The following is a 26,095-nucleotide window of genomic DNA, read 5'->3' on the forward strand; positions in this document are numbered from 1 at the left end:
CGCCTACAACTCCACCGGTCCGCGCGGATGGTGCAACGGGCAGCCGTTGCGCTCGCTGCGAAACTGCGAAGACATCTCGTAGGCCGGTTGCCGCGATCTCATGATGCCGCCAAGGGGTCGATGCGCGGCCAGACCGTGCCAGGGGCTGAACACCATGGCGTCGTCAACCTCGCGCGAGCGTGCCTCGTTCCAGGCCGGTTGCGGCTGGACCTCCAGGCGCGCCACGGTCACATAGGGGGTCAGGTCTTCCGGCCAGACCACCGAAGCGTCCTCGATCGGCGTCTGCTCGATGTCTACCCCCAGTTGCACGCGGATCTCCCAGACCCCGCCGTGCCGGGCGAAATGGGCATTAACCGCCTCGCGCAGGCCGTCTGGCTTACCGTTGACCTCCACCGGGGCATCGGTCAGGGCGGTCAGCTCGGGCGCCACCGGCACCACGCTGAGCTTGGCGAAATAGGGGCCGTACAGAAAGGGCACCATGGTGTAGAAGGTCTCGCCGAGCGGATGGGTCTCCGGGTGGCCACCCAGGCTCTTGAGCGTCGGACTCTCGCCACCAAAGGCCTCCACCACCTTCTCAGCGCCGCGCAGCACTGCCGAGGCTGCCTTCTTCAGGCTCTCGCCGCGGTCGGTGGTCTTGGCCAGCAGCTTGAGCGTCTTGAGAAAGGTCTTGGGATCCGGCGCGGTAAAGGCAGGGGCGTTCTGCATGACGAAATCCTGGGTTACCTACCCTTCGCTGCCAGGCTGGCGCTCGCCCGGCACGTCGATCAGCTTGAGCGCCAGGCCACGCGGGGTGGAAACGCTGTCGGCCAGGATGTCGCCGGGGTTGGTAGAGAATCTCAGCACCGCGGCATAGCTGCCCGGGGTGGCGAAGGCGCCCTGGGCATAGGCCGGCGGCAAACCATCCAGCACCGTTACCTGGCCCGTGAGCAAACCATGACTCTTGGCGTGCACGCTGCGGATGGCATGACCATTATGGGCATAGGTAGTCTCGGTGATGTCTCTCATGGCCGCGACCATCTCGCGAACGGTGTCGGCTTCGTCATCCGGCACCTGTTCGAAGGTGGGCTGGAACGGCAGCGGATGGACAGCGGTAGGCGTGGTCATCACGGGACTCCTCGGGCGCCGTCATTCGGACGAGACGGTCAGCCAATGGACCGCTATCGCGCTAACGGCGTTCGGCCATTGGCCACTCAGCCGACACAAGGTCGCGCTCGATGGGCGCTCGGGAACGGCCCCGCTCAGAGGGGTTCGATATCTCCATCACCCACCCAGGAGCCCACCATGAGCGACGCCGACCAGAAGACCTATGACAACCCCAGCAATACCCCGCCACCCGAAGAGCTGCCCTATGCGGACATGGAGCCGGAAGAGTTTCCGGACGACCCGGACGTGGCCGGCGAGACCGAATCGGGCACACCCGGCTAGGCAGCGCCCTGCCCCGCGGACGACAGTCTGAGCGGCGTCCGCGACACTTTATGACTGGCTGGTTTGACGGGGGCCCGAGGCCCCGCGAAGATGGGGGGGCGTCTGCCGCGTCGAGTCCCCCATGCTTTCCACCAAGGTACCCTTGCTTCTGCGCAGCCTGATCGGTCGGCTGGTACGGATCGCCATCGCCTCCGGCGTGACCTACCAGACTTTCGATCGGCTGCTGCGCCAGACCTACTTCGAAGTCGCTCAGGATTTCGAGCCGCTGGGCGACAAGCCCAACTCCGACAGCCGCATCTCGGTGCTGACCGGCCTGCCGCGCCGCGAGGTCCGCGCCCTGCGCGAGGCTGGCCCGGAACGTACGCCCTGCACGCCCAGCCTGGAATGGCAGGTGCTCAGCGCCTGGACCTCACGGCTGGACCTGCTCGATGCCGGGGGCAATCTGCGCCCCCTGCCCCGCACCCAGCGCCGCGGTGGCGAGCAGAGTTTCGATGCCCTGGTCGCCAGCGTCGGCAGCGACGTCCGCGCCCGTACCGTGCTGGATGAATGGCTGCGCAAGGGCTATGCCCGCCTCGACGAGGAAGACCGGGTGGTGCTCACGCCACGCTCGTTGCTGCGCGGCACCGAGAGCCAGGAAGGCGCGGGCCGGCTGCTGGCCCACTTCACCGGCGACCTACTGGCCGGCTTCGAGCGCCTCTACTTGCAGGACCGCGCCGCGCCGGACTTCACCTTTCACGTGGTCTACGGCCACAACCTGACCCAGGACTCGACCTTGAGTCTCTATCGCACCGCCTACGACGAATCCATGCAGCTGCTCAACCGCCTCAATCGCCTGGTGGTCGAGCACGAAGCCCAAGACGCCGGCAAGGCCGACGCCACCCAGCGGGTGACCCTGGGCTTTGGCGGCTATCGGGTGGAGCAGGAGCGGGATACGGGCCTGGTGCAGGGGCGGGAGGATTAGCGCCAGCAGTCGGTGGCGTTGCCTTTGGATACCTTCTTGACGCCCTGGGCATTAAGCATCAGGTTGCCGCAGACATCATTGGCCTGAGTACCCTTCGGCTCCGCCGTCAGCAGGTAAGGACCATTCTGGCTGTAGGCATCGCTACCAGCGGTATTGGCCACGATGCCCAACTGGTAATAACCACTGCTGGAAAACACCTTGTCGCTGCCGGCTGCGGTCTTGGTATTCACGATGTTCAGGTCCTTCACCGTGGTCGGATAGGCATTGTTCTGCGCATAGAAGCGCTCCATCCGTGCCGCCGCTTCATTGAGCAGTGCCTGCCCCTCGCTACGATGAGAGCGCAAAACGTAGCTCTGATAGCTCGGATAGGCGATGGCCGCCAGGATGCCGACGATCGCCACAACGACCATCAGCTCGATCAGGGTAAAGCCTCGTGCTCGCATCGAAAATTTCATTCGTCAGGATTCTGATTGGGTATGGTGCGCCAGGTCTGGCGGGAGAACTTTGGCTTGGTGACCGTGGATTTCGACAGACTCGGATCCAGGGTCGTCGTGGTAACGGAACCATCAGCATTGGTCAGTGTAGTCGTGGTGGACGGGCTCGTCCCTGAAATGACGACGCTGTTGCCATAGGTGAAGATGGAGGCGCCGCCATAGAGGCCTGCCAGTTTGAGCCGTGAATAAGAGGTATCCAGCCCAAGTTCGAGGAGATCGCTGCCACCCCCGGTATACGGATTGAGGGCATACAGGTAGGTTACCGCGCCGGAATCGCACGGATCGTCGTTGGGCACCAGCGATGTGAACAGCAAGGTATCGCTGATGTACTGGGCCTTGTTGATGACCATCTCGCCTGTCAGCGGCAGATTGACGTACCAGCCATACTTGCCCGCCGTATTGGTACTCGTGTACCAGTCCACCGCTGTCGTGGACAGCGTATTGGCAGTGGATGCGACCGAGTCTCCCGTAGAGCTGGTATAGGAGATGCCAGTGTCCGCACCCAGCGTTTGCTGCTGCAGGTTGGCAACGGTCAACGTCGGTGTCGTGCTGGCGGCGGTACCCGTAGCCTGACGATCCCAGATGCCATAGAGCGTCATGGCCTTGGTGGTATTGGCAGTGGCATCGGCGCCCTCCAAGTACTTGCCTGTCCCGAAGACGATCAGATAGCCGGTACCGGATGGATGACGTACCAGATAAGGCGCTGCAGTGATGGCCTGGGTAAAGCTGCTCAAGCCACTCGAGTAGCTGCTGGCCAGGACGCTATACAAGGGCGTCTTGCCACCAAAGGCAACGCTGTAGCTGGTCGCGCTGCTACCCACCAAATCGAAGCGCCACAAGCGACCCTGTAAATCACCTGCATAGGCATAGTCGGCAATCAGGTCGTTATTGACATCGGCCACGAGCGGCGAAGACAGACCATTCACCGCCGTACCGCTGGCAGAGGCAGTCAACTGCGAAATCAAGCTGCCATCGCTGACATTGAGTAGATACAGCGAAGCGGCATTCTCCAAGGTAGCGCCGTTGTTCGTCCAATTGCTGCCATAGCCGTTGCCCAGCACCACTGCCCAGGACCCGTTCTGCAACCGAGTGACTACCGGTTTTGCATAGGTGTAGCCCAGCTGGGGATAATCACTACTGCTTTTTTCCCACAACAACTTGATATCGTCTGGATCGGTGATGTCCAGGGCAAAGAGGCCGCGACCACCGCCACGCAGGGTCCCTATCAACACCGTGTGCCAGCTCCCGCCGAAATAGACGTCCTGTACCACCGGCGAGCCATCGACATAGAACTGGTGCGCACCGCCGGTGTAGTTCACGTCGGTGAGCTTGTAGAGAGCGGGCAGGACCGCACTGGGAATGAAGGCGAATTTTTCGTTACCGCCATCATCGAAGCCGTGCAGCATGCCGTCGTTGCCTCCGACATAGATACGTGTGGCACGGCTGGCCCATTTTTGGCGAAACGCGGTATAGGATCCGCTGGCTGAGGAAACCAGCGCATTCATCTTGGCTTCGGGGCTGCTGGGGATAGTTACCTGTACCGGTGTCGAATTGACGATATCGCCCAGGATGTGACTGCGTATCCGGAAACTTGGCGTGGTAGCGCTGTTTTCATAGGTACGCGCGCCGCGCAGATAATCCACCCGCTGAGAGCCGTAACTGTCGACCGTACCAAGCAGATTCTTGTTCAGATACGCCTGTTGGGTAGCGCTGAGATTGCTCCAATTGAAGTCCTGCAGCGTATTGGCAGACTTGGCCATCTTCACCGTTCGCCCGGTGTAACCACCACTGCCATAGGCAATATCGAGTTTGCTTTGGGCACTCCATTGGCGAGTGACAGACTTTGCGGTCCGCAAATTCTTGTCTAGATCCCCACTCCAGTCACTGCTGGAAAAGGTAGGAACATAGGTGTAGCTCGATGAGAAACTGTTGTCGAGCATCGGCGAAGACACCTGGCTGGCAGAGGCATTGTTCGACTGGGTGATCCGCGTCACCACGGCGCCGAGCGAACTGACCAGGTCACCGGCGTCATCCGCACTGAAGAAGGCGCCGCGTGAATTGATGGCCGCGTGCCAAAGATCGTAGACATTGTTGTCGCTGCCCGAAGCCGCCTTGGGCCAATTCAGGGTGCCGGCGGCGATCGCATCATAACCACCAGAGTAGGTATCCCCACCCCAGACTGGGCTGGTCAGGGCACTACTCAAACCGATGCCTACATAGAAACCGGTCAGGTGCTGCCAGGTGGCTGGATCGTTCTTTGGATTCCAGTAGGAGGTCAGCTTATTGTCACCATGGGTCTCGGTGCCGCTCACTGCCGTGTAGGGTGGAATCTTGTTGTCGAGCGACCTGTTGGCGTCCCTGTACCAATACTGGAAGGCCAAGTCCGCCAGCGTATCCGTGGTGAGGTCCTGATAGGGCGCCATAGGGCTGTATGTCCTGCCATCGCCTAACTCTTGGCTGCTACTGTCCTCGCCGGCCACGTCGTAGTTGGCGTTCCACACGCCATCCGTCACCATCAGGCTATAGCTGGCCCGGCAGGCGTAGATTGGAGCCTCGGTGCTGCCAGGGCTGTAGGCATAGGGGCCATTGATGCCAGTCGTGGATAGAAAGTTGCCCACCCGCGCCAATGCCGAATGCAAGGGCGTGCTGGAGTCGTAGTAGATGTCGCCAAGCCAATCGAACAGAGCCTGTCGGTGACTGCCGCTGAAGGGGCGGAGGCGATTGTCGTAGGCCGACGAACTGGAGTTATTGATACCACGGCAACTTGGCGATGTAGCGGAAAAGGTACAGCTGCCCAGCGCCTGCCAGCCAACACGGATGTTTTCATCCACATCAATCATCGCCAGGTTGGTTGCACTTTGCGCCGCCAGGGACCTACTGCGATAGAAAGAATACCAGTTGGCAAAATTCTGGCGTTCGTCGCTACCATTCAAACCGGAGTCGTTGGAGACCGTGACCTTCCTGTAACAGTCATCGTTACGAGTGCCAATCGTGGTGCACGTGGAGAGCTTGGTATCGTAAAGATAATAATAAGCGGCCACACCCGCTTTCACTCTGTCAGAGGTAGTGGTGGTGTAGGTCGTCGGCGTAGAGGTGGTGGTAACCCTGATCGTGTATCTGAAGAAATTGAAAGAGCAGGAAATATTGCTGTACGACGTTTGAGTTGTCGTATAACTACTGGTAGTTACACCATTCGACGTGGTGCTAGTGGTGCCGGAAGTTGACGAAGAATCACTGATTGAAGAAGGACAGAAAGAGGCGGACGTTGTGTAGGTAACGTTGTTCGTCCTGGTACTGCTTCCCGTGCTGGAGGTGGTAGACGTAACAGTGGGGAAATCAGCCGAAGGGTTTTCTGCCAGGGTACTGACGCTACCGGTCGCCAGCCCGGGGTTGGCATAGGTGGTGCCACGGGCGGTCTCTGGGTCGGTCGTGCTTATATTGGGGTTGTAGCCCCAACTCACCTTGTAGTTACTGCTCAGGTCTACCGTTCCTAAACCGGTACGAAAACCGTTTACATAGGCTGCGTTAAAACTCGTCGTCAATCGGGTCTTGGTCAAGATGCCTGTCGAAGCGTCGTAAACGACCTTGTAAGGCGCGGCATAGGTGACCGCAGGATTGTAATACAACCCATTGAAGGTAGCGGATTTGGCCCGGCGAGTTGGGCGAATGGTGGCGTTGTTCGACGCGTCCGGCACCACCGCCATCTGCATACTGGTGGAGTTATCGATGGTGATGAAGAAATTTGGCCCGACACCGGTAGTCAAGAAAAGCGGCTGCTGGCTCGGGTTGAAGGTAGCCGCTTCCACCAAGGGAAGCGCCAAACACAGGGCCAGAAACGCAGAGCATTGGCGCAAGCTCATTGGACTTCTACCTTGATGATACTTTGCAGAATGACAGGAAAACGCGCGCCCCCTGCCGTGGCAGCGGCGGTTACCCGATAGTAGTAGATGCCCTTGCCTTGGCTGGCGAGAGACATATCGCTTTCCCCGCTGCTGGAGACGACCGTAGCGACCCAACGAGGCAAGCGGCTGAACGTCGACTTGCCGTCATAGCCGCTGTAGGCCACTGATGCCGATGCCGTACCGCTTGCCGATAGAGCGGTCTTGGCCCAAGCCTGAGTTTTCTCGGTGGTATCGAGATCATTGCCTTCGAGCAGGATGCATAGATTGCTGCCAATGGCCGCTACACTCGAAGAGCAGCTTGAATAGCCTGCGCTGGCCGCGGAAAAGACGGCCGTGAACTTCAGGGCATTTAGCCGGCGCTCTCCTTCGCGTAGCGCCGATTCAGCCGCGTTGTAGGCCCGCTTCTGCTCGGACACGCTGCCACCCAGGCGATTCTGCAGCGTACTGGAACGCATGCTGGACAATGCCAGCAGGGTGAGCAGCAACAGCATGATCAGCGCGACGATCAATACCGCACCCCGTTGTGATGCCACCGGTGCGCCCGTCATTGCATCAGATTCCGCAGGGTCACGCTGCCTTGAACGATCTGCAACACGTGGGTGCTGTCTTGCAAGCTCTGCCCACTCAAGGTGTTCCAGTTATTGATCACCGTACTGGAGATACCATCGGTGAGATCCTTGGTCGTGGAAAACAAGGCCGCATAGCGGATCGCCTGATTGGAGTCGGCACTGGACGGCACCTTGAACCAGACAAAGCTGGTCAAGCCACTGACCAGTACCTGGGCGGCTTGGCCTTGAGCGCTGCAGCGGAGGGTTCCCGTTCCGCTGCCATCGGCCACATAGCTGATTCGCGTGAGAACCTCGGTACCATGGGTAGCAGCCGCGATCTTGTTGCCCAGGCAATCAACGTCCGTTCCCTTTGCCGCGCCTTGATAGCGAAAGCAGATACCGCTTTGGTTGGCGTCCGTGGTGGGCTGGATGGTCTGCCCTGCAGCGAAGGCCGGACAGCCATTGGTCTCCTCAAGACGAGGAAAGGCCTCTGTCAGAGTTGTCTTGACGACGGGATTGGCACGGAAGCCAGCCTTCGCCAATTGCTGATCCAGCAGCAACAGGGCAAGCCGACCATTGTCGCCATTCTCGACCTGACCTTCCTGATAGAGGTAGTGGCGCTTGTTGCCGAGATAAAGCTGGGTGACGGCAAGAATCAAGAAGGTACTGAGCGTCAGAGAGATCATCATCTCGATCAGGGACAGACCACGCTGTCGCTTCATAGCTCGGCCCTCAAGACGTAGTAGCAGATACCACCGGCGCATCCCTGGGTATTGCTGGAAGCGTCCTGCCAGGCCAAGACCACCATGGCTATCGAGCTGTTTTCGGTGCCACAGGCATCGTAGGGTGTCGTACTGCCGACCGCAGGTGGCGCCAGCGAGGGGCAAACGGCGAAGTTGGCCTTGATGAGGTCATCGGTCACCGGCAGCAGCGCCTTGACCTGGCGCAGCCAGCAGGTCAGATCCTTGCCAGCAACGGTGTCCCCCCCAACACCTCGTGCGAGCTTGGCGCACGAGTCGTCGGCAGAATCCAGCGCAACGCTGGCAAAGTCACTACCGGTAGCCTTGTGGTACTTGCTGGTGACGCTGAACAAGTCTCCGGCAAGGGCCCCCCCGGGATTGCTGCGCATCATTTCTATGAGATCGCCCGCCAGCATGATGGCGTTGTTGCGCAGCACGGAGTCCTGAGTCTGCACCAGACTACGAGATTGCAATGCCACCATGCCCAGAACGCCAATGCAGATGACGATCAGACTGACCAGCACCTCGATGAGGCTGAAACCCCGTTGACGCAAGGCGCTCATGAACAGCCACTCGCTTTGGCCGACGTCGGCGAAAAGTCCTTCATGCTGATCTGCCCACCTTGAGTGATCGTCAGCGTCCTACCGGTAGTGGTTTTGTCATTACTGGCGCAGACGTTGATCGTGGCTGCAGCGGAGGACACCAGAGTGCCATTGGGCCGGAAGGTCAGCGCGGCAGCGGTGCCCGTGCTGTTGACCCCCGAAGCGGCCAAGCCGGTGTTGGTGAAACTGCGCAGTGTTTCCGCCTCGCCCAACACGGTGCTGCTCACGGTGGCGACAATCAGGGCACCGGTCCAGGCATCGACATTAGGGGCTGTGACACCCACGTTGACGCCGCGAGCCATCGCCTCACTGCGGGCATAAGTCAGAACATTCTGCAGCTCTTCGGCAGCTCCGACGACTCTGTTGGAGCGGATTAACGAGCTGAAACCAGGTACCGCTATCGCAGCAAGGATAGCGATCAAGCCTACGACTATCAGCAATTCTGTAAGAGTGAAGCCTGCGGCCTTCTTCACGCCACATCTGCCTTGTCAATTCCGGACACCCAGGCAATGCTGCCTTCGAGACGGCTGAAAATCAGCAATGGAGAGACATTCGGACGTAAGGACGGGACGACCGGGACGAACCGGACACGCCGTATCCGGCGACTTACACCGAGGAAAGGCACGCCCACAGGCCATAAGCATAGCCCGCTATCAATGTGCCAGCTAACGTCTCTGCCTCGCGTTCCCGAGCGCTCTAGCCTAGCGCTTTCAGGCCTGCTCTGCTTAGCCTATTAAGCTGTCTATTACCAAAATATGACAATGAGCAATCCCTGGCTTCGTATGCGACCAAAGGCGTCCTTACACCAGCCGTCGAGCCTTCTTTGCTGTCCCTCGGTAGCCAAGGCTCGAACGGCTGCTCTGACATCGATAAAAAGCGGTAGGCACTCTCTATCTTCGCCAATACAGCCTTTTATTTGAACGAACAAAAAACAATGAAGCTTTAAATTCATTGAATGAACAAAAAAAATCCATAAAAGAATCAGCTTCTCATTCAGGGAAGACCAAATGAATACAAACTAGCCAAGTACCTATAAATTGTTTTAAAACAAGAAGATCACTTGCCTGATGAGATCCATATCAAGCATCCAAATGATCTAGGGGTGTTCTGCTGCGAATAGGAGACAGGTGGCAAACCCTATTACAGAAAACACGAGCGATAACGAAGCTGCTTACGCTTCGCTCATTGGCATGTACTTCCCACCATCGGACGCCGCTCCGAGTTAGCTCCGTAACGCCCCTGCTTTCATCTACCGACAATGACAAGGCCGCTATGCACGACTCGAAGAAAATCGATTATTCGCTAGATACCGCCGACACGTCCGCACCGCACTCCGCGCTGGACAATGCCGCCATCATTTCCGCCTACCGGCGCTGGGCCAATGTCTACGATCGAGTGTTTGGTGGCGTCTCTGCGCCCGGTCGCAAGCGGGCAGTGGCAGCGGTCAATGCCCTGGCGGGCACCCGGGTGCTGGAAGTAGGGGTAGGGACGGGGCTGGCCCTGCCGCACTATGGCGCCGACAAGCGCGTCACCGGGATCGATCTCTCGCCGGACATGCTGGCCAAGGCGCGGGAGCGGGTCGCGCGCGACGAGATCACCACGGTGGAGGCGCTGCTCGAAGCCAATGCCGAGGAAACCGGCCTGCCCACCGGCTCTTTCGATATCGCCGTGGCCATGTTCGTGGCCTCCGTGGTGCCCAATCCGCGCAAGCTGATGCAGGAGATGCGGCGCGTGGTGAAGCCGGGCGGCCACCTCTTGCTGGTCAATCACTTCCAGGCCGAGAGCGGCCTGCGCCTGCTGGCGGAAAAGACCCTGGCGCCGGCCTCGCGCAAGCTGGGCTGGCACCCTGACTTCGCCATGGACTCCATCCTTTCCCGCGAAGACCTGCGCCGCGCCAGTCGCAGCAGCGTGCCGCCCTTTGGGCTGTTCACCCTGGTGCAGCTGACCAACGACTGAGCGCTACTCCACCCGATACCCACGCCTCGCCAGGCAGGCGGCCAGGGCTTGGCGGAAACGCTGGGTCAGGTAGGGATCGCCAACCGCACCGGGTCGTTCGGGATCGAAGCCCGACTCGCCGGCGGCGTAGCGGCGGCAATCGTAGCGATCCGTGGCGTAGCGTTCGGGCGGCTGGCCCTGCAAGGGATAGGCGGTAACGTCATAGGCATCGTAGCCGGTCCCGGCAGGCGCTGCCGTCGTGGTCGGTACTGCAGCGACGTTGGGATCGGCGACGGTGACGAAGCCGCCGCCCGGATCGGTGCGGTAATAGCTGCCCGCGGCGAAATAGTAGGTGGTGCCGCCCATCCACAGCGTTTCGGCAAAGGCCGGCAAGACGCTGACGCGTACCCCGGTCGGCGGCAGGGTCACCACATAGCGCGGCCCCTGGGGCCGATACCAGTAGCCGTCGGCGTAGTAATACTGACTGTCCCGATACCAGACGCGGGTGAAACCGGCCGGCACGCCCGGTACCTCGAAACCGGGTCGCCACTGGGGATTAGCGCCCCAACCGGGACGCGGGCCGGACCAATGCGGGTCCCGCTCCGGTCGTGGGGGTGGCGGCGGCGGATAATTCCGACCGGGCTGGTCAGGCGCCGGCATCATGTAGCCTGGACGCGGCAGCGGGACGGGGCGGTCTTGCCAGGCCGGCTGATAGCCTGGTCGCGGCGGTGGTGGATCGTTGCGCTCCCAGCGCTCCAGGGCTGGACCATTGCCGCGTCCGGGCGAGCCGCCATTCCAGTCACCCTGACCGCGGCCCTGCCAGCGCCCAGCATTGCCTGGGGGAATGACGGGTGGCGGCTGGGCGCCCGGCGGCGGATTCACATAGACGCCGCCCAGGCGATAGTTGTTATCGGCCCAGGCGGGCGCGATGCTCCAGAGCGAAACGCCGGAGAAGACAAGCGCGAACAGCACGGCAGGCGATTTCATCGCACGGCTCCACGAGGGGATGGCCCAGAGTACCCCAAGGCTTGGACCCTCCCCCAGCCCGGCCGTTAGCCGCTCGCCCTATTTGTCGCGGCGCTGCTCCAGGGTCTTGCGCTGCTCGGCCAGGAACGGCTGCTCGGCCGGATCCAGTCGATCCATCCCGGCGACGATGCGGTGCCAATAGGGATACAGCGGCTCGCGACGGGTCGCCGCCTCGATCCGCGCGGACTCCTCTGCCGTCAGCGCCAGCTCCATGGCCGCCAGGTTGTCGTGCAGCTGGGCCTCGCTGCGGGCACCGACGATCAGGCTGGTGATGCCCGGGCGATCCCTGAGCCAGGCCAGGCAGACCTGGGCCACCGAGACGCCATGGGCATCGCCCACCGCGGCCAGGGTCTCGATGATGTCCAGGGCGCGTTCGGGATCGTGTACATAGGGCTCGGGCCAATCGCTGCCCTGGCGCGTCCCCTGCGGTGCAGGCTTGCCGCGGAGGGTCGATCCGGTCAGCAGACCTTCGCCCATGGGGCCCCAGACCAGGGTGCCGACCTCCTGGTCGAGGGCCAACGGCAACAGTTCGTACTCCGCCTCGCGGGATTCCGGGGTGTAATAGATCTGCTGGCTGACCGGCTTGATGAAGCCGTGCAGCTCAGCCTTGCCGAGGGTCTTCATCATTTGCCAGCCGGTGTAGTTGCTGGTGCCGAAGTAGCGCACCTTGCCGCTTTGCACCAGGTGGGTCATGGCCTCCAGCGTCTCTTCGATGGGGGTGACCCCGTCCCAGTTGTGCAGCTGGTAGAGATCCAGGTGATCGGTGCCCAGCCGGCGCAGGCTGTTCTCGCAGGCGCGGATCAGGTGATAGCGCGAAGCGCCGCTGTCGTTGGGGTCGTCGCTCATGGCGCTCCGCCCCTTGGACGCCAGCAGGATGCCGTCGCGCTTGTCGCCCAGGGCCTGGCCGACGAGTTCCTCGGCCAGGCCGTAGGAATACAGATCGGCGGTATCCACCAGATTCACCCCGGCGTCGAAGGCGATGTCGAACAGCCGCCGCAGGGTGCGCAGGTCGATGCCCCCGCACTTCTCGAATCCATCGCGACCACCCACCTGCAGGGTGCCGAGGGCGAGTTGGGAAACCAGCAGGCCGGAGTGGCCGAGCGGACGATATTGCATGGAACCTCCAAGAGTTTTTACCGATAAAGGGTCGACTCCAGGCGTGTTCGGCAAGTTTCAACCGCACAGGAATCGCACTTACAGCGGTCCGCTTGGGTCTATGGCCCCACGCAAGGAGGAAAACACATGTCGAAACACCATCATCACGTTGGCTGGTTCAAGCGTCGCCATGAGGTAAAGCCGGACGACCTCACCATCGTCGACAATTCCCTGGTCAAGCGCGCCGTCGGCGCCGCCGCCCTTGGCAATGCCATGGAGTGGTTCGATTTCGGCGTCTATGGCTACCTGGCCGTGACCCTTGGCAAGGTCTTCTTTCCCGACGGCGATGCCGCCGCCCAGCTGATCGCCACCTTCGCCACCTTTACCGTGGCCTTTCTGGTCCGCCCCCTCGGCGGCATGGTGTTCGGCCCCCTGGGCGACAAGTACGGTCGCCAGAAGGTGCTGGCCCTGACCATGATCATGATGGCCCTGGGCACCTTCAGCATCGGCCTCATCCCCAGCTACGAGAGCATCGGCATCTGGGCGCCTGCCCTGCTGCTGCTGGCACGTGTCGTCCAAGGCTTCTCCACCGGCGGTGAATACGGGGGAGCGGCGACCTTCATCGCCGAGTACGCCACCGACAAGACCCGCGGACGCATGGGCAGCTGGCTGGAATTCGGCACCCTGGCTGGCTATATCGCCGGCGCGGGAACGGTCACGGCGCTCACCGCGGCCCTGACCCAGGAACAGTTGCTCGACTGGGGCTGGCGGGTGCCCTTCTTCATCGCCGGTCCCCTCGGCCTGCTCGGCCTCTACATGCGCCTGAAGCTGGAAGAGACCCCGGCGTTCAAGGCCCACACCGAGGCCAACGAAGGCAAGGCCGCGGACGGTCCGGCACACAGTCTGCGCGAGCTGTTCACCCTGCATCGGGTCGCGCTGCTCAAGTGCGTCGGCCTGGTGTTGGTGTTCAACGTCACCGACTACATGCTGCTGACCTACATGCCCAGCTATCTGGCGGTGACCATGGGCTACGCCGAGACCAAGGGTCTGCTGCTGATCCTCATCGTCATGGTGGTGATGATGCCGCTCAACATCCTGGGCGGTTTCTTCAGCGACCGCTTGGGGCGCAAGCCGATGATCATTGGTGCGTGCGTGGCGATCCTGGTCCTGGCGATTCCCTGCCTCAAGCTGATCGGCAGCGGCCACGACTGGCTGATCTTCCTCGGCCTGATGCTGCTGGGCATGGCCCTGGCCTGCTTTACCAGCACCATGCCGTCCACCCTGCCGGCGCTGTTCTACACCCCCATCCGCTACAGCGCCCTATCCATCGCCTTCAACATCTCGGTGTCGCTGTTTGGCGGGACCACTCCGCTGGTCACCGCCTGGCTGGTGGAAAAGACCGGCGACCCCCTGGTGCCGGCCTACTACCTGATGGCCGCGGCCGTGATCGGCATCCTGACCATGCTGACCGTGCGCGAAACCGCCGGCCAACCCCTGCGCGGTTCGCCACCCTCGGTAGCCAGCGAAGAAGAGGCCAGGGAGTTCCTCGCCAGCGACGCACCCCTGACCGTGGACAAGCAGCCGCCTGGGCAGGCGTGAGTTTCACGGATTGATCGCGGCCGCTCCTACAGGCATATACCGCTGTAGGAGCGGCCCATGGCCGCGATGCTCTTCCCCCTTACCCAACCTTCCCCAGACGCCCTCCCCGCCCCCCAAATCCCACGCAAAAGAAAAGGGGAGACCTTGCGGCCTCCCCTTGAATTCGTTGTCCTCTCGCACCGCTCGTGACGGTGGCTGCGATCGACCAGGAATGGTGACCTGGGCGGGCCCGGGCGCGGCGGACGGGATACCGTCGTTGGCTATGCGAAAGGCCCTCCTGGGGCACCTTCGTTGGACAGCTCTACCGGGCTATCGAAGTTGAATTCAGCTTACGCCCCTGTGGCCGGCAGCGGGTTGCGTTGTGCCGCTTCTTTCCTGCCTCTTGCGCAATCCATGTCCACAAACCTAGGATTAAGCGCAATCGGCTAGCGCAAGGCATGCAGAATGGACAAACTCGATCGCTTCGATCTGAAAATCTTGGCAGAACTGCAGCGCGACGCGCGCCTGTCCAATCAGGAACTGGCCGAACGCATCGGGCTATCGCCCTCCCCCTGCTCGCGACGGGTCAAGCAACTGGAAGACAGCGGCTACATCACCCGTCAGGTCGCCCTGCTGGATCGCAAGAAACTCGGCCTGTCGCTGACCGCCTTCGTCCTCATCGGCATGGACAGACACACCCCCGAGCGCTTCGAGAACTTCCAGGCCATCATCGCCCAGTGTCCTGAGGTGCTGGAGTGCTGCCTGGTCACCGGCATGGATGCGGATTACCAGCTCAAGGTCGTCGTGCCCGACATGGAGCACTACCAGCAGCTGCTGCTGGGTACCCTGACGCGCATCGAGGGCGTCTCCAGCGTGCGGTCGAGCTTTGTACTCAACCAGATCCTGGCCAGTACCGAGCTACCGCTCAACCACCTGCGGTCTTGAGCGCGGCTGCGTTTCAGCGTCGGATACGAGAAAGCGCGGCAGCACCAGCATGTGTGGCACGGCGAAGGCTGCCAGCACGGCGAACAGGGCGCGGATACCGGTACGCTCCTGCAGCAGGAACACCAGGCCACCGGCCAGGGTGAAGAGCGCAGCGCCCAGCAGGATCGGCCACGTCAGACGCAGATAGGCCTTGAAGGTGGGCGCCCCCAACAAACGTTGGCGCGCCCCGGTCTGGGGCGCGGCGTGCAGCAGATAGAAGCCCAGGGCGAACCCCACCAGCGGCGGCGCCAGCACCACGGCCAGCAGCGTCACCGCCAACCTAGGGCAACGCTGCTGCCAGGCCGCCAGCAGTAGCACCGGCAGCGCCAGCAGCCCACCCAGGGCGAGCACGCGGGCCAGCCAGTCTGCGAGGGCCAGAGAAGCAGTCGGCCCCATGGCCAGAGCCAGCAACCGGGCGACGGCGGCTTCGTGCACCAGCGCCGGACCGCCAATGATGAACAGCCCCAGGGCCAGCGAGGTCAGCCGACCGGGAAACAGCTCGTCTTCATGGGCGAAATGCCAGGCCGAGAGTAGCAGGAACAGCAGCAGCGCTGCCGTGCCTGCCAGTTGCCAGCAGAGCAGGCAGGCCAGGGCCGTCGCCAGATAGCAGCCGAGAAAGACCAGGCGCCGCCCGGGTGCGACCAGGCGCAGATCGCTGGCACCATGCAGCAGGCCCAGACCCAGGCCTACCACCAGGGCATAGGCCAGTTGCCCGGCTCCGCCTGCCAGGCTGGCGAGCCCGGCGCTCAGCACCAGCGCCAGCCAGCCTCGCCCGGTCTCCTGCATCCTTAGACGCCGGTCCGCGCCAGGGCCGCGCGCAGATTGCGCTCGGAGGTGAAGGCATAGACCACCTTGGCCAGCACATCGAGGATCAGGAAGACCCAGACCGTCGCAGTGTCACTCACCGCCCAGACGCCCTCCGGCGCCACGGCGAAAACCACCGGATAGATCAGCCAGAGCACACTGAGAAAGCCCACGTTCTTGCGGTAGGCCGCACCGATCGCGGCCTGCTGGCCGGCCAGGGTCGCCAGCGGTTTCCACAGCAGATAGAGCACTCCGACAAAGGCCGCGCAGGACCAGGCGAAGAATACCCACTTGATGGTGCCGTACGGTGCCAGAGAGGCCACCAGACCGGTCACGATCATTACCACGTCCAGGGTGACGATGGAGGCCACGAAGCCGCCTTGTCCCTCTTGCTCGCGGGCACCCAGGTAGGCCGAACTCACCACCCCGGCCAGCAGCAACGGCGTGGTGAAGGTCCAGTCCAGGTAGCGAGCGACGTAGGTGATGCTGCCGTCCGGCTTGATCAGGTTGCCGACCCCCAGGTACATGGCCAGATAGGCCGTGGCGGCGATGAAGGGCACGGCGGCGTGAACCAGGGTATGACCGCGCAGCGGACCGCGGTGCGCACCCTTGGCATAGATGGCCAGGGAGGCGAGCGACATGATGACGAAGCCGATTAGCAGAGGGGTCTGACTCATGGGGTTCTCCAGGGGGACGATAGGTGCGCACTGACGGGCCAGGCCCTCTGGAGTAGGGGTTTCTCGGCGACCGCTGCGCTTAAGGTAGAGAAGCCGCCGTGTGAGTTGGTTCAAAATGTTTCAGAGTCGCGCGGCGTCCCCCTTGATCGGGATCAAGACGTCCTCAGCAGCGCTCAGGCAGGCTGCGCCGTTTCGTGCCCACCCAGGAATCCGCATGCTGCCGGCCCAGAACGTGATGCTGAGCTACGGACGCTGCTGCGCCAGCCCCGCCTTCTTCGATGATTTCTATCAGCGCTTCCTCGCCAGTTCGCCGCAGGTACAGGAGAAATTCGCCCACACCGACATGGCTGCCCAGAAGCTGCTGCTGCGCCACGGCATCATGAACCTGGTCCTGGTGGCCCGCGGCATGCCCACCACCAAACTGCGCCAGCTCGGCGAAAGCCATTGCAGGGCGCGGCTGGACATCGGCCCCGAACTCTACGAACTCTGGGTCGACTGCCTGCTCGCCACCCTGGCCCAGCACGACGCCGACTTCACCCCCGCCCTGCGCCAGGAATGGCAAAGCGTGCTGGAAGCGGGGATCGCGGTGATGCGCCGTTACTACTGAGCGGGGCCCTGATTGTTGGGCTGAGACAGCTCTACCGTCGAAGCCCAACACCCCAACGCAACGCACCTCACCCAAACGCCCCCTCTCCCCTAGGGAGAGGGTCGGGGTGAGGGCAGCCCATCACCGTAGGTTAGGCTGAGACAGCTCCACCGTCGAAGCCCAACACCCCAAGGCAACGCATCCCACCCAAACACCCCCTCTCCCCCAGGGAGAGCGCCGGGGTGAGGGCAAACCAGACCTCGTAGGTTGGGCTGAGACAGCCCCACCGTCGAAGCCCAACGCCCCAAAGCAACGCATCCGACCCAAACGCCCCCTCTCCCTCCGGAGAGGGCCGGGGTGAGGCAAACCAGACCTCGTAGGTTGGGCTGAGACAGCTCCATCGTCGAAGCCCAACACCCCAAGGCACCGCACCCTACCTAACGCCCCTCTCCCTCAGGAAGAGGGCCAGGGTGAGGGCAAACCACACCCCGTAGGTTGGGCTGAGACAGCTCCATCGTCGAAGCCCAACACCCCAAGGCACCGCACCTCATCCAAACGCCCCCTCTCCCCCGGGAGAGGGCCGGGGTGAGGGCAAACCAAACCCCGAAGTACCGCTATACCCCCAAGACAGCCCAATACCGGCCACCTGCCAGCCACCATCGGTCGGCCAAGCGCTCCAATCGCCCACCAAACGCCCTTCCTCGCTTTACCCGCCTTGCCGGTCTGGCTAACGTATGACGAAAGGATTTTTTGTGCGCCAGGTCTCGCTTTACCGCGCCCTGCCGCCTCTCGGAATGGATGACCGATGGCCCGCTTTTTCCCCGCTCGCAGCCAATGCCAGTTCGATACCCCCGGTGAACGCCGCTTCGCCGAACGCCTGGAAAAACTGCTCGAAGACGACTACCTCTGCTGGAGCAACGTCCCGGTCGGCCCCAAGGCGCGCTACCCGGATTTCGTCGTACTTCATCCGCGTCGCGGCATCCTGGTGCTGGAGGTCAAGGACTGGAAGCTCGCCACCCTGGAATCCGTCACCCCGGGCAAGGTGCGGCTGCATACCCAGGACGGCCTCAAGACCGTCGCCAATCCCCTGCTGCAAGCCCGCTCCTACATCCTTGAAGTCGACCTGCTACTCAAGAAAGATCCGTTGCTGCGCCAGAGCGCCAGCTCGCCTCACCCGGGCCAACTGATCATGCCCTGGGGCTGGGGCGTGGTGCTCACCGGCATCACCCGCCGCCAGTTCGAGCAGACCGATCTGGTCGACGTCCTCGATCCCCAACGCGTGCTGTTCCAGGACGAGATGACCGAATCCGCCGACCCGGAAGCCTTCCAGCAACGCCTCTGGGACATGTTCCCCCATGTCTTTCCCTGCGCCCTCAGCCTGCCGCAGATCGACCGGGTGCGTTATCACCTCTACCCCGCGGTACGGGTCAACAGCCAGCCCGGCCAATTCGGCCTGTTCGACGCCGCCGAGGCGCCGCTGCCCAGCCTGATCAAGGTCATGGACCTGCAGCAGGAACAACTGGCGCGCTCCCTGGGCGACGGCCACCGCGTCATCCACGGCGCCGCCGGCAGTGGCAAGACCATGATCCTCGGCTATCGCTGCGCCCACCTGGCCAAGGTCTCGGTCAAACCCATCCTGGTGCTCTGCTACAACAAGTCCCTGGCCGGGCGGCTACGCCAGGTGATCGAGCAGAAGGGCCTGGGCGAACGGGTGGTGGTGCAGAACTTCCACGCCTGGTGCGCCGAGATGCTCACCGCCTATCAGGTGGACAAGCCGGACCACCGCTTGCCGGTAGCGGCCAAGATGGAGCAGTACGTGCTGCGCACCATCGACGCCGTCGACCGCGGCCAGATCCCCCGCGGTCAGTACAGCGCCGTGCTGATCGACGAAGGCCACGACTTCGCCCCCGAGTGGTTCCAGCTGGTGGTGCAGATGGTCGACCCCAGCACCCAGTCCCTGCTGGTGCTCTATGACGACGCCCAGGCCATCTACCGCGGCAAGGGCGGCAAGAAGGCGCTGGACTTCAGCTTCGCCAGCGTCGGCATCCAAGCCCAGGGCCGCACCACCATCCTCAAGCTCAACTACCGCAACACGGTGGAGATCCTCGCCGTCGCCCGCGCCTTCGCTACCGAACTGCTGACCAGCCGTGACGCCAGCGAAGACGGCGTGCCCCTGATCGCCCCGGAAAGCGCCGGCCGCCGCGGCCCCTTCCCTGAACTCATCCAGTGCGGCAGCGACCGCGAGGAATGGGACCTGCTCATCGCCCGCATCCGCGACGAACAGGCAAACGGCCGCCAGCTCAGCGACATGGCCATCCTCTACCGCAGCACCAGCCAGGCCTACCAGACCGAATACGAACTCAAGAAGGCCGCCATCCCCTACCGCTCCGGCGCCAGCAACAAGGGCCGCGCCCAACTCTACGACGCCGAAGACAGCGTGAAGATCGTCAGCATGCACTCCAGCAAAGGGCTGGAATTCGGCTTGGTACTGATTCCGGGACTAGGCGAAATGCCCAGGCAGAACGAGCCGGAAGCGGATGAGGCGCGGTTGCTGTATGTGGCGATGACGCGGGCGATTGATCGGTTGGTGATGACGTATCAGAAGCCCTCAGTTTTTTCAAAAAAACTAATCATCAGCCAATCCCAACTTCAAACATCCAAGTCAAATTAACAGCTTAACCCGGGAGGCAAAATGTATAATAACAGCCATAAAAAAGAACACCACATCATAGACGGAACCCCAGAAAAAAGGCTTTTCCTATCAATAATAAGCGATTATGGCTTGAGAACAGGGCTTTTTGAACTAGTAGATAACGCCATAGACTGCGGGGTTTCTAATGGAAAATCCGGCGACTTAAAAATAGATATATACCTAGACGCAGAACGCCAAATAATATCAGTAACAGACAATGCAGGAGGAATAAAAGAGCCACAACTAAGGTTACTTGTAGCACCCGGGGCAAGTGGTAATAAAGCAAACCAAGAACTCATCGGAATATTTGGAGTAGGAGGGAAAAGAGCTGGAATAGCATTAGGGGAAAGGGTAGAAATCCGAACCCGATTCAAGAAAGAACAAGGATTCCAAGTCGACATCACTACAGAATGGATCGAATCAGAAGACTGGAGCCTAGCCGCCTACGAAATAGAAAACATAGGCCCAGGGACAACCACCGTAGACATATCGAAACTCAGACAAAGCTTTACAGAAAATGATATCACCCAAATATTTTCGCAGCTATCAGAAACCTACGCCTGGTTTATAAATCAAGGCTGCACGATAAGACTCAACGGCACGACAATCACACCAAGCCTGTTCGAGAACTGGTCATACCCGCCAACATTTGAACCAAGACAATTAAACCTAGAGATATATCCGACAATCCAACACAAAGTCCTTGTAGAAATTAATGCTGGATTGATATCCGATCGAGATCCCGAATTAGAAAACTATGGAGTCTATATCTACTGCAACAATAGACTTATAACAAAAGAACTAAAATCAAGAGAGGTTGGATATTTCATTTCTAGCGAAGCAGGAGTCCCACACCCAGACGCATCACTGTGTCGCGTTATTGTAAAGCTCCAAGGCCCAGCCGAGGTAATGCCCTGGAACAGCAGCAAAAGCAATATAAATTTCAATCACCCATCCTTCAGCCAAATAAGACCCACCCTGATTAGTTTAGTAAGTTACTTCAGCTCACTCTCCAGAAGATTAAAGGGCAACTGGGAAGAGAGTGTTTTAAGCTATACCTCCGGGGACTATCAAAAGATCACAAAAGAAGAAATTCTCTCAAACAGGAAGATTGTACTGCCAAAGCTCCCCAGAGTAAGAGCACTTCCAAAATCTGACGAACTAAAAATTAAAAACAAGAAAATTCTATTAGAAAAGCCTTGGACCTTAGGCTTAGTCGAGTCTTTCGGCTTGATAGAAGTCATAATGAAGCAACGCCTCGAAACAAAAAATAGAGCCGCACTAATACTTCTAGACAGCAATCTAGAAATAGGACTAAAAGAATTCATCGTAAGTAGGACGGATATTTTCAAGCCAAACATCTATGATGATAACAAAATATCAAACCTATTCAAAGCCAGACATCAAGTCATAAGCGAAATAACTAAACACATAGACATCCCTCAGGAAGAGCTAAACAAAATCAGATATTACTACAGCCTACGAAACAAGCTCATACACGAAAGAGCCACGATCGGGATAACCGACTCCCAGATAATCGATTACCAGAAAACAGTAACTAAACTAATGAAACTGTTATTCGGACTTAGGTTTTAACATCTAATTTAATTATAAATCAATAATCTAAGGCATATATCCCCACATATAAATAACACATTAAAATCTTTGATTATTTATTTTTTGAACTGTCAACAACCCCACAAACGCCTCCGCCTGCGGCGACACCTCATCCCGGCGCCTGAGCAACCACACCGCCGAGGTCGCCTCCGGGTCGTCCAGCTTCCGATACACCAGCCCCTCCATTTGGGTGCGTTGGTAGGTGGCGGGCAGCACGGTGACGCCGAGGCCGGCGGCGACCAGGCCGAGGATGATGAGGACTTCGCTGGCCTCCTGAACGATGCGCGGAGTGAAGCCGGCGTGGGCGGTGAGGGTCAGCAACTGGTCGTAGAGACCGGTGCCGAAGCTGCGGGGGAAGTAGACGAAGGGCTCCTCGGCGAGGGCGGCCAGGGGCAGCGGGCCGCTGCCCTGCTGCGCCAGGGGATGATCGTGTCTCAGGGCGACCACCAGGGGTTCGCGGAAGAGTTCGACCGCCACGAGGGAATCCGGCAGTTCGATGGGGCGGATCAGGCCGATCTGCAGGTTGCCGGCGAGCATAGCGTCGATCTGTTCGCGACTGCTCATCTCCTGCAGTTGCAGGCGCACCTCGGGATAGGCGCGGCGATAGGCGAACAGCGTCTTGGGGATGGTGGCGACGAAGGGTGAAGAGGCGCTGAAGCCCACCTGCAGCTGCCCCGTCTCGCCCCGCCCGGCGCGACGGACCCGTTCGGCGGCGCGCTCGCTGGCCAGGAGGATCTGCCGGGCTTCATCGAGAAACAGCCGGCCGGCATCGGTCAGGGCGACGCGTCGGTTGGTGCGCTCCAGCAGGCGGGTGCCCAGCTCGGCTTCCAGGGCCTGGATCTGCTGGCTAAGCGGCGGCTGGGAGAGGTTGAGGCGCTGGGCCGCACGACCAAAGTGCAGTTCTTCAGCCACCGCCACGAAGTACCTCAGGTGTCGCAATTCCATGCCATCTCCATTGAGTCGCAAAACCTATCAATCGAGACGGACAATATATTGGATATATGACAGCGACCAGCCTAGGGTGATGAGGTCAGACTTGCCTTGAGGTACCCGTGAACACGTCCCGGTCGTCCGCCACGCCCCCTGCCCCTGCGCTGGAAACCCGCCCTGCCGCCAATGAGCCGCAGCACGCGTCGGACGCCTTCATCGAAAAGGGTACGCCGCAATTCCTGCGCACCGCCCTGGCGCTGTTCTGCGGCGGCTTCGCCACCTTCGCCCTGCTCTATTGCGTGCAGCCGCTGATGCCGATCTTTTCCCAGGCCTTTGGCCTCACTGCTGCCGCCAGCAGTCTGTCGCTTTCCCTGGCCACCGGCCTCATGGCCTGCGGCCTGCTGGTGACCGGGCCGATCTCCGATGCCATCGGCCGCAAGTCGGTGATGGTCTATGCGTTGTTCGCCGCCGGCGCCTTCACCCTACTCAGCGCCCTGATGCCGACCTGGGACGGCATCCTGGTGACCCGGGCCCTGGTGGGGCTGTCACTGGCCGGAGTGGCGGCGGTGGCCATGACCTACCTGGCCGAGGAGGTGCATCCCGAACACCTGGGCTATGCCATGGGCCTCTACATCAGTGGTAACGCCCTGGGCGGGATGTCCGGCCGGGTGATCAGCGGAGTCCTGGTGGATTTCGTGTCCTGGCGTATCGCCCTTGGCGCCCTGGGGGTGCTGGCGCTGGTGGCGGCGGTGCTGTTCAAGCGTAGCCTGCCGGCTTCGAAGCGCTTCCAGCCGCGGCCCCTGCGGCCACGCAGCCTGCTCGCCGGCTATGCCCTGCACTTTCGCGACGCCGGCCTGCCCTGGCTGTTCCTGGAGGCCTTCCTGCTGATGGGCGCCTTCGTCACCCTGTTCAACTACATCGCCTATCGTCTCTTGGCCGAGCCCTACCACCTGAGCCAAGCCTGGATCGGCGTCCTCTCGCTGGTCTATCTGGCGGGGATCTACAGCTCGGCCAAGTTCGGCAGCCTGGCCGATCGTTTCGGCCGGCGGCAGGTATTCGCGGGCGCCATCGTGCTCAAGCTGTGCGGTCTGCTGCTGACCCTGTTCACCCCGCTGTGGCTGGTGCTGCCGGGGATGCTGCTGTTCACCTTCGGTTTCTTCGGCGCCCATTCGGTGGCCAGCAGTTGGGTGGGTCGCCGCGCGCGCCAGGCGCGGGGTCAGGCGTCGTCGCTCTATCTGTTCAGCTACTACGCCGGCTCCAGCGTGGCCGGCACCCTGGGTGGCTTCTGCTGGCACCTGGCTGGCTGGACCGGCGTCGGCCTGTTCATCGGCGCCCTGTTGCTCGCGGCCCTGGCCGTGGCCGTCCGTCTTTCGAAGTTGCAGCCGCTGCCAGCGGCGTGACGACCGCTCCGTCGTGAAGGGGACGACCTTGGCGCGACCCCTGGAGCCCTGATCGCGATAACCGTCAGCGACGAATTCGCTTTTACGTTCACCCACCCCCGCCAAATCCCGGCTTTCACTGCCGCTCGTCGCACGGAGCGGCGTTTCACGCCCTTGCAAGGGGCTCCAGCTTCCCTACCGCGCTAGCCTGTTTCCGGCTCAATGCGGGCGACTGCTACCTCTTCGCAAAGTTCATGCAAATGTTTGCCTAGGGTAATAGCCGCTTGGATAATGCGCGCCGAACGCTGCAATACCCTGCTCATCAGGGATAGATGAAACGGCAAGCACGTAGGCTCCGGGGTAGATTCAGCCGTGAACATACATTTCCAGATTAGCGATTGGCGCGCCTGGGCGCCTGGTCTTGGCGACCAGGATGCCTGGCGGCAGTGGTGCGCCGCGCCCTGGTGTCCGGCGGACGACGGCAGCCAACCCGATGCCAGCTTCCTGCCGGCCATGCAGCGCCGCCGTCTGAGTCGCCTGGCACGCATGACCTTCCAGGTGGCCTGGCCGTTGGCCGACGCCCATGGCGAGCCGCTGCCGCTGATCTTCGCCTCGCGCCACGGCGAGACCCCGCGCACCCTGGCCATCCTCCAGGAGCTGGCCCGCGGCGAGCCGCTCTCCCCGACCCAGTTCAGCCTTTCGGTACACAACGCCATCATCGGCCAATGGTCGATCCTGCGCGGCGATCACAGCGAGATGAATGCCCTGGCCACCGGCCGCGATGGCCTCGAACACGCCGTGCTGGAAGCCTCCACCCTGCTCGCCGAAGGCGCCAGCGGGGTGCTGGTGGTGATCGCCGAAGAGGCGCCGCCCACCCTCTATGCGCCCCAGATCGACGACGTTCCCTTTCCCTATGCCGTGGGCCTGCTGCTCACTCCTGGCAGCAGCCATGGCCTGAGCGGCGAGCCGGCCCCGGCGGACGCCGCGACCAGCGCCTGGCCGCACGCCCTGGAATTGCTGCGCCTGCTGGAAGCCCGCGGTGACCGGCACCTGGCCTATGCCGGGCGCGCCTGGCATTGGCAGGCGGAGACCTGCTGATGACTGGCCGGCTGGACTACGGCTACCGGCTGCTGGCCACGGGGCTCAACTTCGTGGTGTTCGGCTGCGGCGCCCTGGTCTTCCGCTTGCTTATTCTGCCGATCCTGCTGGTGCTGCCAGGCGATCCGCTGCAGCGGCGTCAGCGTGCGCGGCGGGCCAATGCCCGGCTGTTCCGCTTCTTCGTCGCCTTCATGGTGCTGACCCGGGTGATGAACCTGCGCATCCAGGGCCGCGAGCGCCTGGGCCGCCCGGGCCAGCTGATCATCGCCAACCACCCCTCGCTGATCGACGTGGTGGTGCTCATCGGCCTGGTGCCCGACGCCAATTGCGTGGTCAAGCAGGGGCTCTGGCAGAACCCCTACCTCAAGCGGCAGATCCAGGCGGCCGGCTACATCAGCAACAACGGCAGCGCCGAAATGCTCGACGAAGCCGCCGACGCCCTGCGCGAGGGCCAGACGCTGATCATCTTTCCCGAGGGCACCCGCACCACCCCCGGCGAGCCCCCACGTTTCCATCGCGGCGCCGCGGCCATCGCCCTGCGCGGCGCCCGCTGCATCACCCCGGTCACTATCCGCGTGGTGCCCAGCACCCTGACCAAGGCCACGCCCTGGTATCGCATCCCCTCCCGGCGCTTCGACTTCCAGCTGGACGTCGGCGCCGACATCGATCCCTCCACCTTCGCCGGGCGGCCGCTGCCGCTGGCGTCGCGTGAACTCAACGACCAGCTGCACCAGCTCTACCTGAAGGAAACCGGCAACCATGACTGATCTCAACCTTGAGCTCAAAAGCCTGATCATCGAGGCGCTCGGCCTCGAGGACGTCACCGTCGACGATATCGGCGACGACCAGATCCTGTTCGGCGACGGCCTGGGCCTGGATTCGGTGGACGCCCTGGAGCTGGGCCTGGCGATCCAGAAGCGCTACGGCATCCGCATCGACGCCGAAGCCAAGGACACCCGCACCCATTTCGCCAACGTCAACGCCCTTGCGGCCTTCGTGGCCGCCCAGCGCGCCGCCTGAGG

Annotated in this window: 23 protein-coding genes and 1 pseudogene; 12 read left to right on the forward strand and 12 right to left on the reverse strand. The window is 61.7% G+C overall.

Annotated features, from left to right (window positions below; all coding sequences use genetic code 11):
* Positions 1-3: 3 nt before the first annotated feature.
* Positions 4-1,104, reverse strand: a pseudogene (locus C722_RS25290) (catalase family protein).
* A gap of 177 nt (positions 1,105-1,281) precedes the next feature.
* On the opposite strand from C722_RS25290, the gene C722_RS26490 reads away from it, so the two are divergent.
* Together C722_RS26490 and C722_RS0122655 are read left to right on the forward strand one after the other, a co-directional pair.
* A complete protein-coding gene (locus C722_RS26490; protein ID WP_017642700.1) occupies positions 1,282-1,425 on the forward strand; it encodes a hypothetical protein in 144 nt (47 codons plus the stop codon).
* 121 nt (positions 1,426-1,546) lie between these two features.
* Positions 1,547-2,386, forward strand: coding sequence for a DUF6502 family protein (locus C722_RS0122655; protein ID WP_017642701.1), 840 nt, complete (start codon positions 1,547-1,549; stop codon positions 2,384-2,386).
* Here C722_RS0122655 and C722_RS0122660 read toward each other — a convergent pair.
* Genes C722_RS0122660 through C722_RS0122685 form a run of 6 tightly spaced genes read right to left on the reverse strand, consistent with a single transcriptional unit; the run spans position 2,383 to position 9,145 of the window.
* On the reverse strand, positions 2,383-2,829 hold the full coding sequence (locus C722_RS0122660) for a type IV pilin protein (RefSeq protein ID WP_037064511.1): 447 nt from the start codon (positions 2,827-2,829) through the stop codon (positions 2,383-2,385). The two genes, C722_RS0122655 and C722_RS0122660, sit on opposite strands and share 4 nt — an antisense overlap.
* An 8-nt stretch (positions 2,830-2,837) precedes the next feature.
* Complete coding sequence (locus C722_RS26345) at positions 2,838-6,740, reverse strand: pilus assembly protein (protein ID WP_157225864.1); 3,903 nt, start codon at positions 6,738-6,740, stop codon at positions 2,838-2,840.
* On the reverse strand, positions 6,737-7,330 hold the full coding sequence (locus C722_RS0122670) for a PilX N-terminal domain-containing pilus assembly protein (RefSeq protein ID WP_017642704.1): 594 nt from the start codon (positions 7,328-7,330) through the stop codon (positions 6,737-6,739). Before C722_RS0122670 ends, C722_RS26345 begins: the two co-directional genes overlap by 4 nt.
* A complete protein-coding gene (locus tag C722_RS0122675) occupies positions 7,327-8,052 on the reverse strand; it encodes a PilW family protein (RefSeq protein ID WP_017642705.1) in 726 nt (241 codons plus the stop codon). The genes C722_RS0122670 and C722_RS0122675 overlap by 4 nt, the downstream gene beginning before the upstream one ends.
* Positions 8,049-8,633: a type IV pilus modification protein PilV gene (gene pilV / locus C722_RS0122680; protein ID WP_017642706.1), complete on the reverse strand. Its 585-nt coding sequence runs from the start codon at positions 8,631-8,633 to the stop codon at positions 8,049-8,051. Before pilV ends, C722_RS0122675 begins: the two co-directional genes overlap by 4 nt.
* Positions 8,630-9,145, reverse strand: a complete 516-nt coding sequence (locus tag C722_RS0122685) for a GspH/FimT family pseudopilin (protein ID WP_017642707.1) — start codon at positions 9,143-9,145, stop codon at positions 8,630-8,632. The genes pilV and C722_RS0122685 overlap by 4 nt, the downstream gene beginning before the upstream one ends.
* A 799-nt stretch (positions 9,146-9,944) precedes the next feature.
* Here C722_RS0122685 and C722_RS0122690 point away from each other — a divergent pair.
* Entirely contained in the window at positions 9,945-10,628 is a 684-nt protein-coding gene (locus C722_RS0122690) for a class I SAM-dependent methyltransferase (protein ID WP_017642708.1), read from the forward strand.
* 3 nt (positions 10,629-10,631) lie between these two features.
* Here C722_RS0122690 and C722_RS0122695 read toward each other — a convergent pair whose 3' ends face one another.
* Positions 10,632-11,594, reverse strand: coding sequence for a DUF6515 family protein (locus C722_RS0122695; protein ID WP_017642709.1), 963 nt, complete (start codon positions 11,592-11,594; stop codon positions 10,632-10,634).
* A gap of 78 nt (positions 11,595-11,672) precedes the next feature.
* Positions 11,673-12,749, reverse strand: coding sequence for an aldo/keto reductase (locus tag C722_RS0122700; RefSeq protein ID WP_017642710.1), 1,077 nt, complete (start codon positions 12,747-12,749; stop codon positions 11,673-11,675).
* 126 nt (positions 12,750-12,875) lie between these two features.
* On the opposite strand from C722_RS0122700, the gene proP reads away from it, so the two are divergent.
* Both proP and C722_RS0122710 read left to right on the forward strand, forming a co-directional pair.
* A complete protein-coding gene (gene proP / locus C722_RS0122705; protein ID WP_017642711.1) occupies positions 12,876-14,327 on the forward strand; it encodes a glycine betaine/L-proline transporter ProP in 1,452 nt (483 codons plus the stop codon).
* Between the two features lie 444 nt (positions 14,328-14,771).
* Positions 14,772-15,251, forward strand: a complete 480-nt coding sequence (locus C722_RS0122710; protein WP_017642712.1) for an Lrp/AsnC family transcriptional regulator — start codon at positions 14,772-14,774, stop codon at positions 15,249-15,251.
* Here the strand turns inward: C722_RS0122710 and C722_RS0122715 are convergent.
* Both C722_RS0122715 and C722_RS0122720 read right to left on the reverse strand, forming a co-directional pair.
* Positions 15,225-16,076: a beta-carotene 15,15'-dioxygenase, Brp/Blh family gene (locus tag C722_RS0122715; RefSeq protein ID WP_017642713.1), complete on the reverse strand. Its 852-nt coding sequence runs from the start codon at positions 16,074-16,076 to the stop codon at positions 15,225-15,227. The two genes, C722_RS0122710 and C722_RS0122715, sit on opposite strands and share 27 nt — an antisense overlap.
* 2 nt (positions 16,077-16,078) lie before the next feature.
* A complete protein-coding gene (locus tag C722_RS0122720) occupies positions 16,079-16,771 on the reverse strand; it encodes a bacteriorhodopsin (RefSeq protein ID WP_017642714.1) in 693 nt (230 codons plus the stop codon).
* 214 nt (positions 16,772-16,985) lie between these two features.
* Between C722_RS0122720 and C722_RS0122725 the strand changes: the two genes are divergently transcribed.
* From C722_RS0122725 to C722_RS25960, 3 genes are all read left to right on the forward strand, one after another.
* Positions 16,986-17,378, forward strand: coding sequence for a globin domain-containing protein (locus C722_RS0122725; RefSeq protein ID WP_017642715.1), 393 nt, complete (start codon positions 16,986-16,988; stop codon positions 17,376-17,378).
* A gap of 784 nt (positions 17,379-18,162) precedes the next feature.
* Positions 18,163-20,028 carry a 3'-5' exonuclease gene (locus C722_RS0122730; protein WP_017642716.1) on the forward strand — a complete coding sequence of 622 codons (1,866 nt, stop codon included), beginning with the start codon at positions 18,163-18,165 and terminating at the stop codon, positions 20,026-20,028.
* A 21-nt stretch (positions 20,029-20,049) separates the two neighbouring features.
* On the forward strand, positions 20,050-21,645 hold the full coding sequence (locus C722_RS25960; protein WP_081594617.1) for an ATP-binding protein: 1,596 nt from the start codon (positions 20,050-20,052) through the stop codon (positions 21,643-21,645).
* Between the two features lie 60 nt (positions 21,646-21,705).
* Here C722_RS25960 and C722_RS0122740 read toward each other — a convergent pair whose 3' ends face one another.
* Positions 21,706-22,611 carry a LysR substrate-binding domain-containing protein gene (locus C722_RS0122740; RefSeq protein WP_017642718.1) on the reverse strand — a complete coding sequence of 302 codons (906 nt, stop codon included), beginning with the start codon at positions 22,609-22,611 and terminating at the stop codon, positions 21,706-21,708.
* A gap of 107 nt (positions 22,612-22,718) precedes the next feature.
* On the opposite strand from C722_RS0122740, the gene C722_RS0122745 reads away from it, so the two are divergent.
* From C722_RS0122745 to C722_RS0122760, 4 genes are all read left to right on the forward strand, one after another.
* Positions 22,719-23,996: an MFS transporter gene (locus C722_RS0122745; RefSeq protein ID WP_017642719.1), complete on the forward strand. Its 1,278-nt coding sequence runs from the start codon at positions 22,719-22,721 to the stop codon at positions 23,994-23,996.
* Between the two features lie 351 nt (positions 23,997-24,347).
* Positions 24,348-25,073 (forward strand): beta-ketoacyl synthase chain length factor, encoded by a 726-nt coding sequence (locus C722_RS0122750; RefSeq protein ID WP_017642720.1) that lies wholly within the window; start codon positions 24,348-24,350, stop codon positions 25,071-25,073.
* Positions 25,073-25,840: a 1-acyl-sn-glycerol-3-phosphate acyltransferase gene (locus C722_RS0122755; protein WP_017642721.1), complete on the forward strand. Its 768-nt coding sequence runs from the start codon at positions 25,073-25,075 to the stop codon at positions 25,838-25,840. Before C722_RS0122750 ends, C722_RS0122755 begins: the two co-directional genes overlap by 1 nt.
* Entirely contained in the window at positions 25,833-26,093 is a 261-nt protein-coding gene (locus C722_RS0122760; protein WP_017642722.1) for a phosphopantetheine-binding protein, read from the forward strand. Before C722_RS0122755 ends, C722_RS0122760 begins: the two co-directional genes overlap by 8 nt.
* Positions 26,094-26,095: the final 2 nt, after the last annotated feature.

It is taken from the genome of Pseudomonas sp. 313 (genome assembly GCF_000316965.1).
In the GTDB taxonomy this organism is placed as follows: Bacteria; Pseudomonadota; Gammaproteobacteria; order Pseudomonadales; family Pseudomonadaceae; genus Chryseomonas; species Chryseomonas benzopyrenica.

Coding starts and splice junctions, on each gene's coding strand:
- C722_RS25960 (WP_081594617.1), top strand. CDS start 20,050: ATGTATAATAACAGCCATAAAAAAGAACACCACATCATAGACGGAACC.
- C722_RS0122740 (WP_017642718.1), bottom strand. CDS start 22,611: ATGGAATTGCGACACCTGAGGTACTTCGTGGCGGTGGCTGAAGAACTG.
- C722_RS0122755 (WP_017642721.1), top strand. CDS start 25,073: ATGACTGGCCGGCTGGACTACGGCTACCGGCTGCTGGCCACGGGGCTC.
- C722_RS0122670 (WP_017642704.1), bottom strand. CDS start 7,330: ATGACGGGCGCACCGGTGGCATCACAACGGGGTGCGGTATTGATCGTC.
- C722_RS0122690 (WP_017642708.1), top strand. CDS start 9,945: ATGCACGACTCGAAGAAAATCGATTATTCGCTAGATACCGCCGACACG.
- C722_RS26490 (WP_017642700.1), top strand. CDS start 1,282: ATGAGCGACGCCGACCAGAAGACCTATGACAACCCCAGCAATACCCCG.
- C722_RS0122660 (WP_037064511.1), bottom strand. CDS start 2,829: ATGCGAGCACGAGGCTTTACCCTGATCGAGCTGATGGTCGTTGTGGCG.
- C722_RS0122725 (WP_017642715.1), top strand. CDS start 16,986: ATGCTGCCGGCCCAGAACGTGATGCTGAGCTACGGACGCTGCTGCGCC.
- C722_RS0122715 (WP_017642713.1), bottom strand. CDS start 16,076: ATGCAGGAGACCGGGCGAGGCTGGCTGGCGCTGGTGCTGAGCGCCGGG.
- C722_RS26345 (WP_157225864.1), bottom strand. CDS start 6,740: ATGAGCTTGCGCCAATGCTCTGCGTTTCTGGCCCTGTGTTTGGCGCTT.
- C722_RS0122760 (WP_017642722.1), top strand. CDS start 25,833: ATGACTGATCTCAACCTTGAGCTCAAAAGCCTGATCATCGAGGCGCTC.
- pilV (WP_017642706.1), bottom strand. CDS start 8,633: ATGAGCGCCTTGCGTCAACGGGGTTTCAGCCTCATCGAGGTGCTGGTC.
- proP (WP_017642711.1), top strand. CDS start 12,876: ATGTCGAAACACCATCATCACGTTGGCTGGTTCAAGCGTCGCCATGAG.
- C722_RS0122710 (WP_017642712.1), top strand. CDS start 14,772: ATGGACAAACTCGATCGCTTCGATCTGAAAATCTTGGCAGAACTGCAG.
- C722_RS0122700 (WP_017642710.1), bottom strand. CDS start 12,749: ATGCAATATCGTCCGCTCGGCCACTCCGGCCTGCTGGTTTCCCAACTC.
- C722_RS0122655 (WP_017642701.1), top strand. CDS start 1,547: ATGCTTTCCACCAAGGTACCCTTGCTTCTGCGCAGCCTGATCGGTCGG.
- C722_RS0122695 (WP_017642709.1), bottom strand. CDS start 11,594: ATGAAATCGCCTGCCGTGCTGTTCGCGCTTGTCTTCTCCGGCGTTTCG.
- C722_RS0122675 (WP_017642705.1), bottom strand. CDS start 8,052: ATGAAGCGACAGCGTGGTCTGTCCCTGATCGAGATGATGATCTCTCTG.
- C722_RS0122720 (WP_017642714.1), bottom strand. CDS start 16,771: ATGAGTCAGACCCCTCTGCTAATCGGCTTCGTCATCATGTCGCTCGCC.
- C722_RS0122730 (WP_017642716.1), top strand. CDS start 18,163: ATGGCCCGCTTTTTCCCCGCTCGCAGCCAATGCCAGTTCGATACCCCC.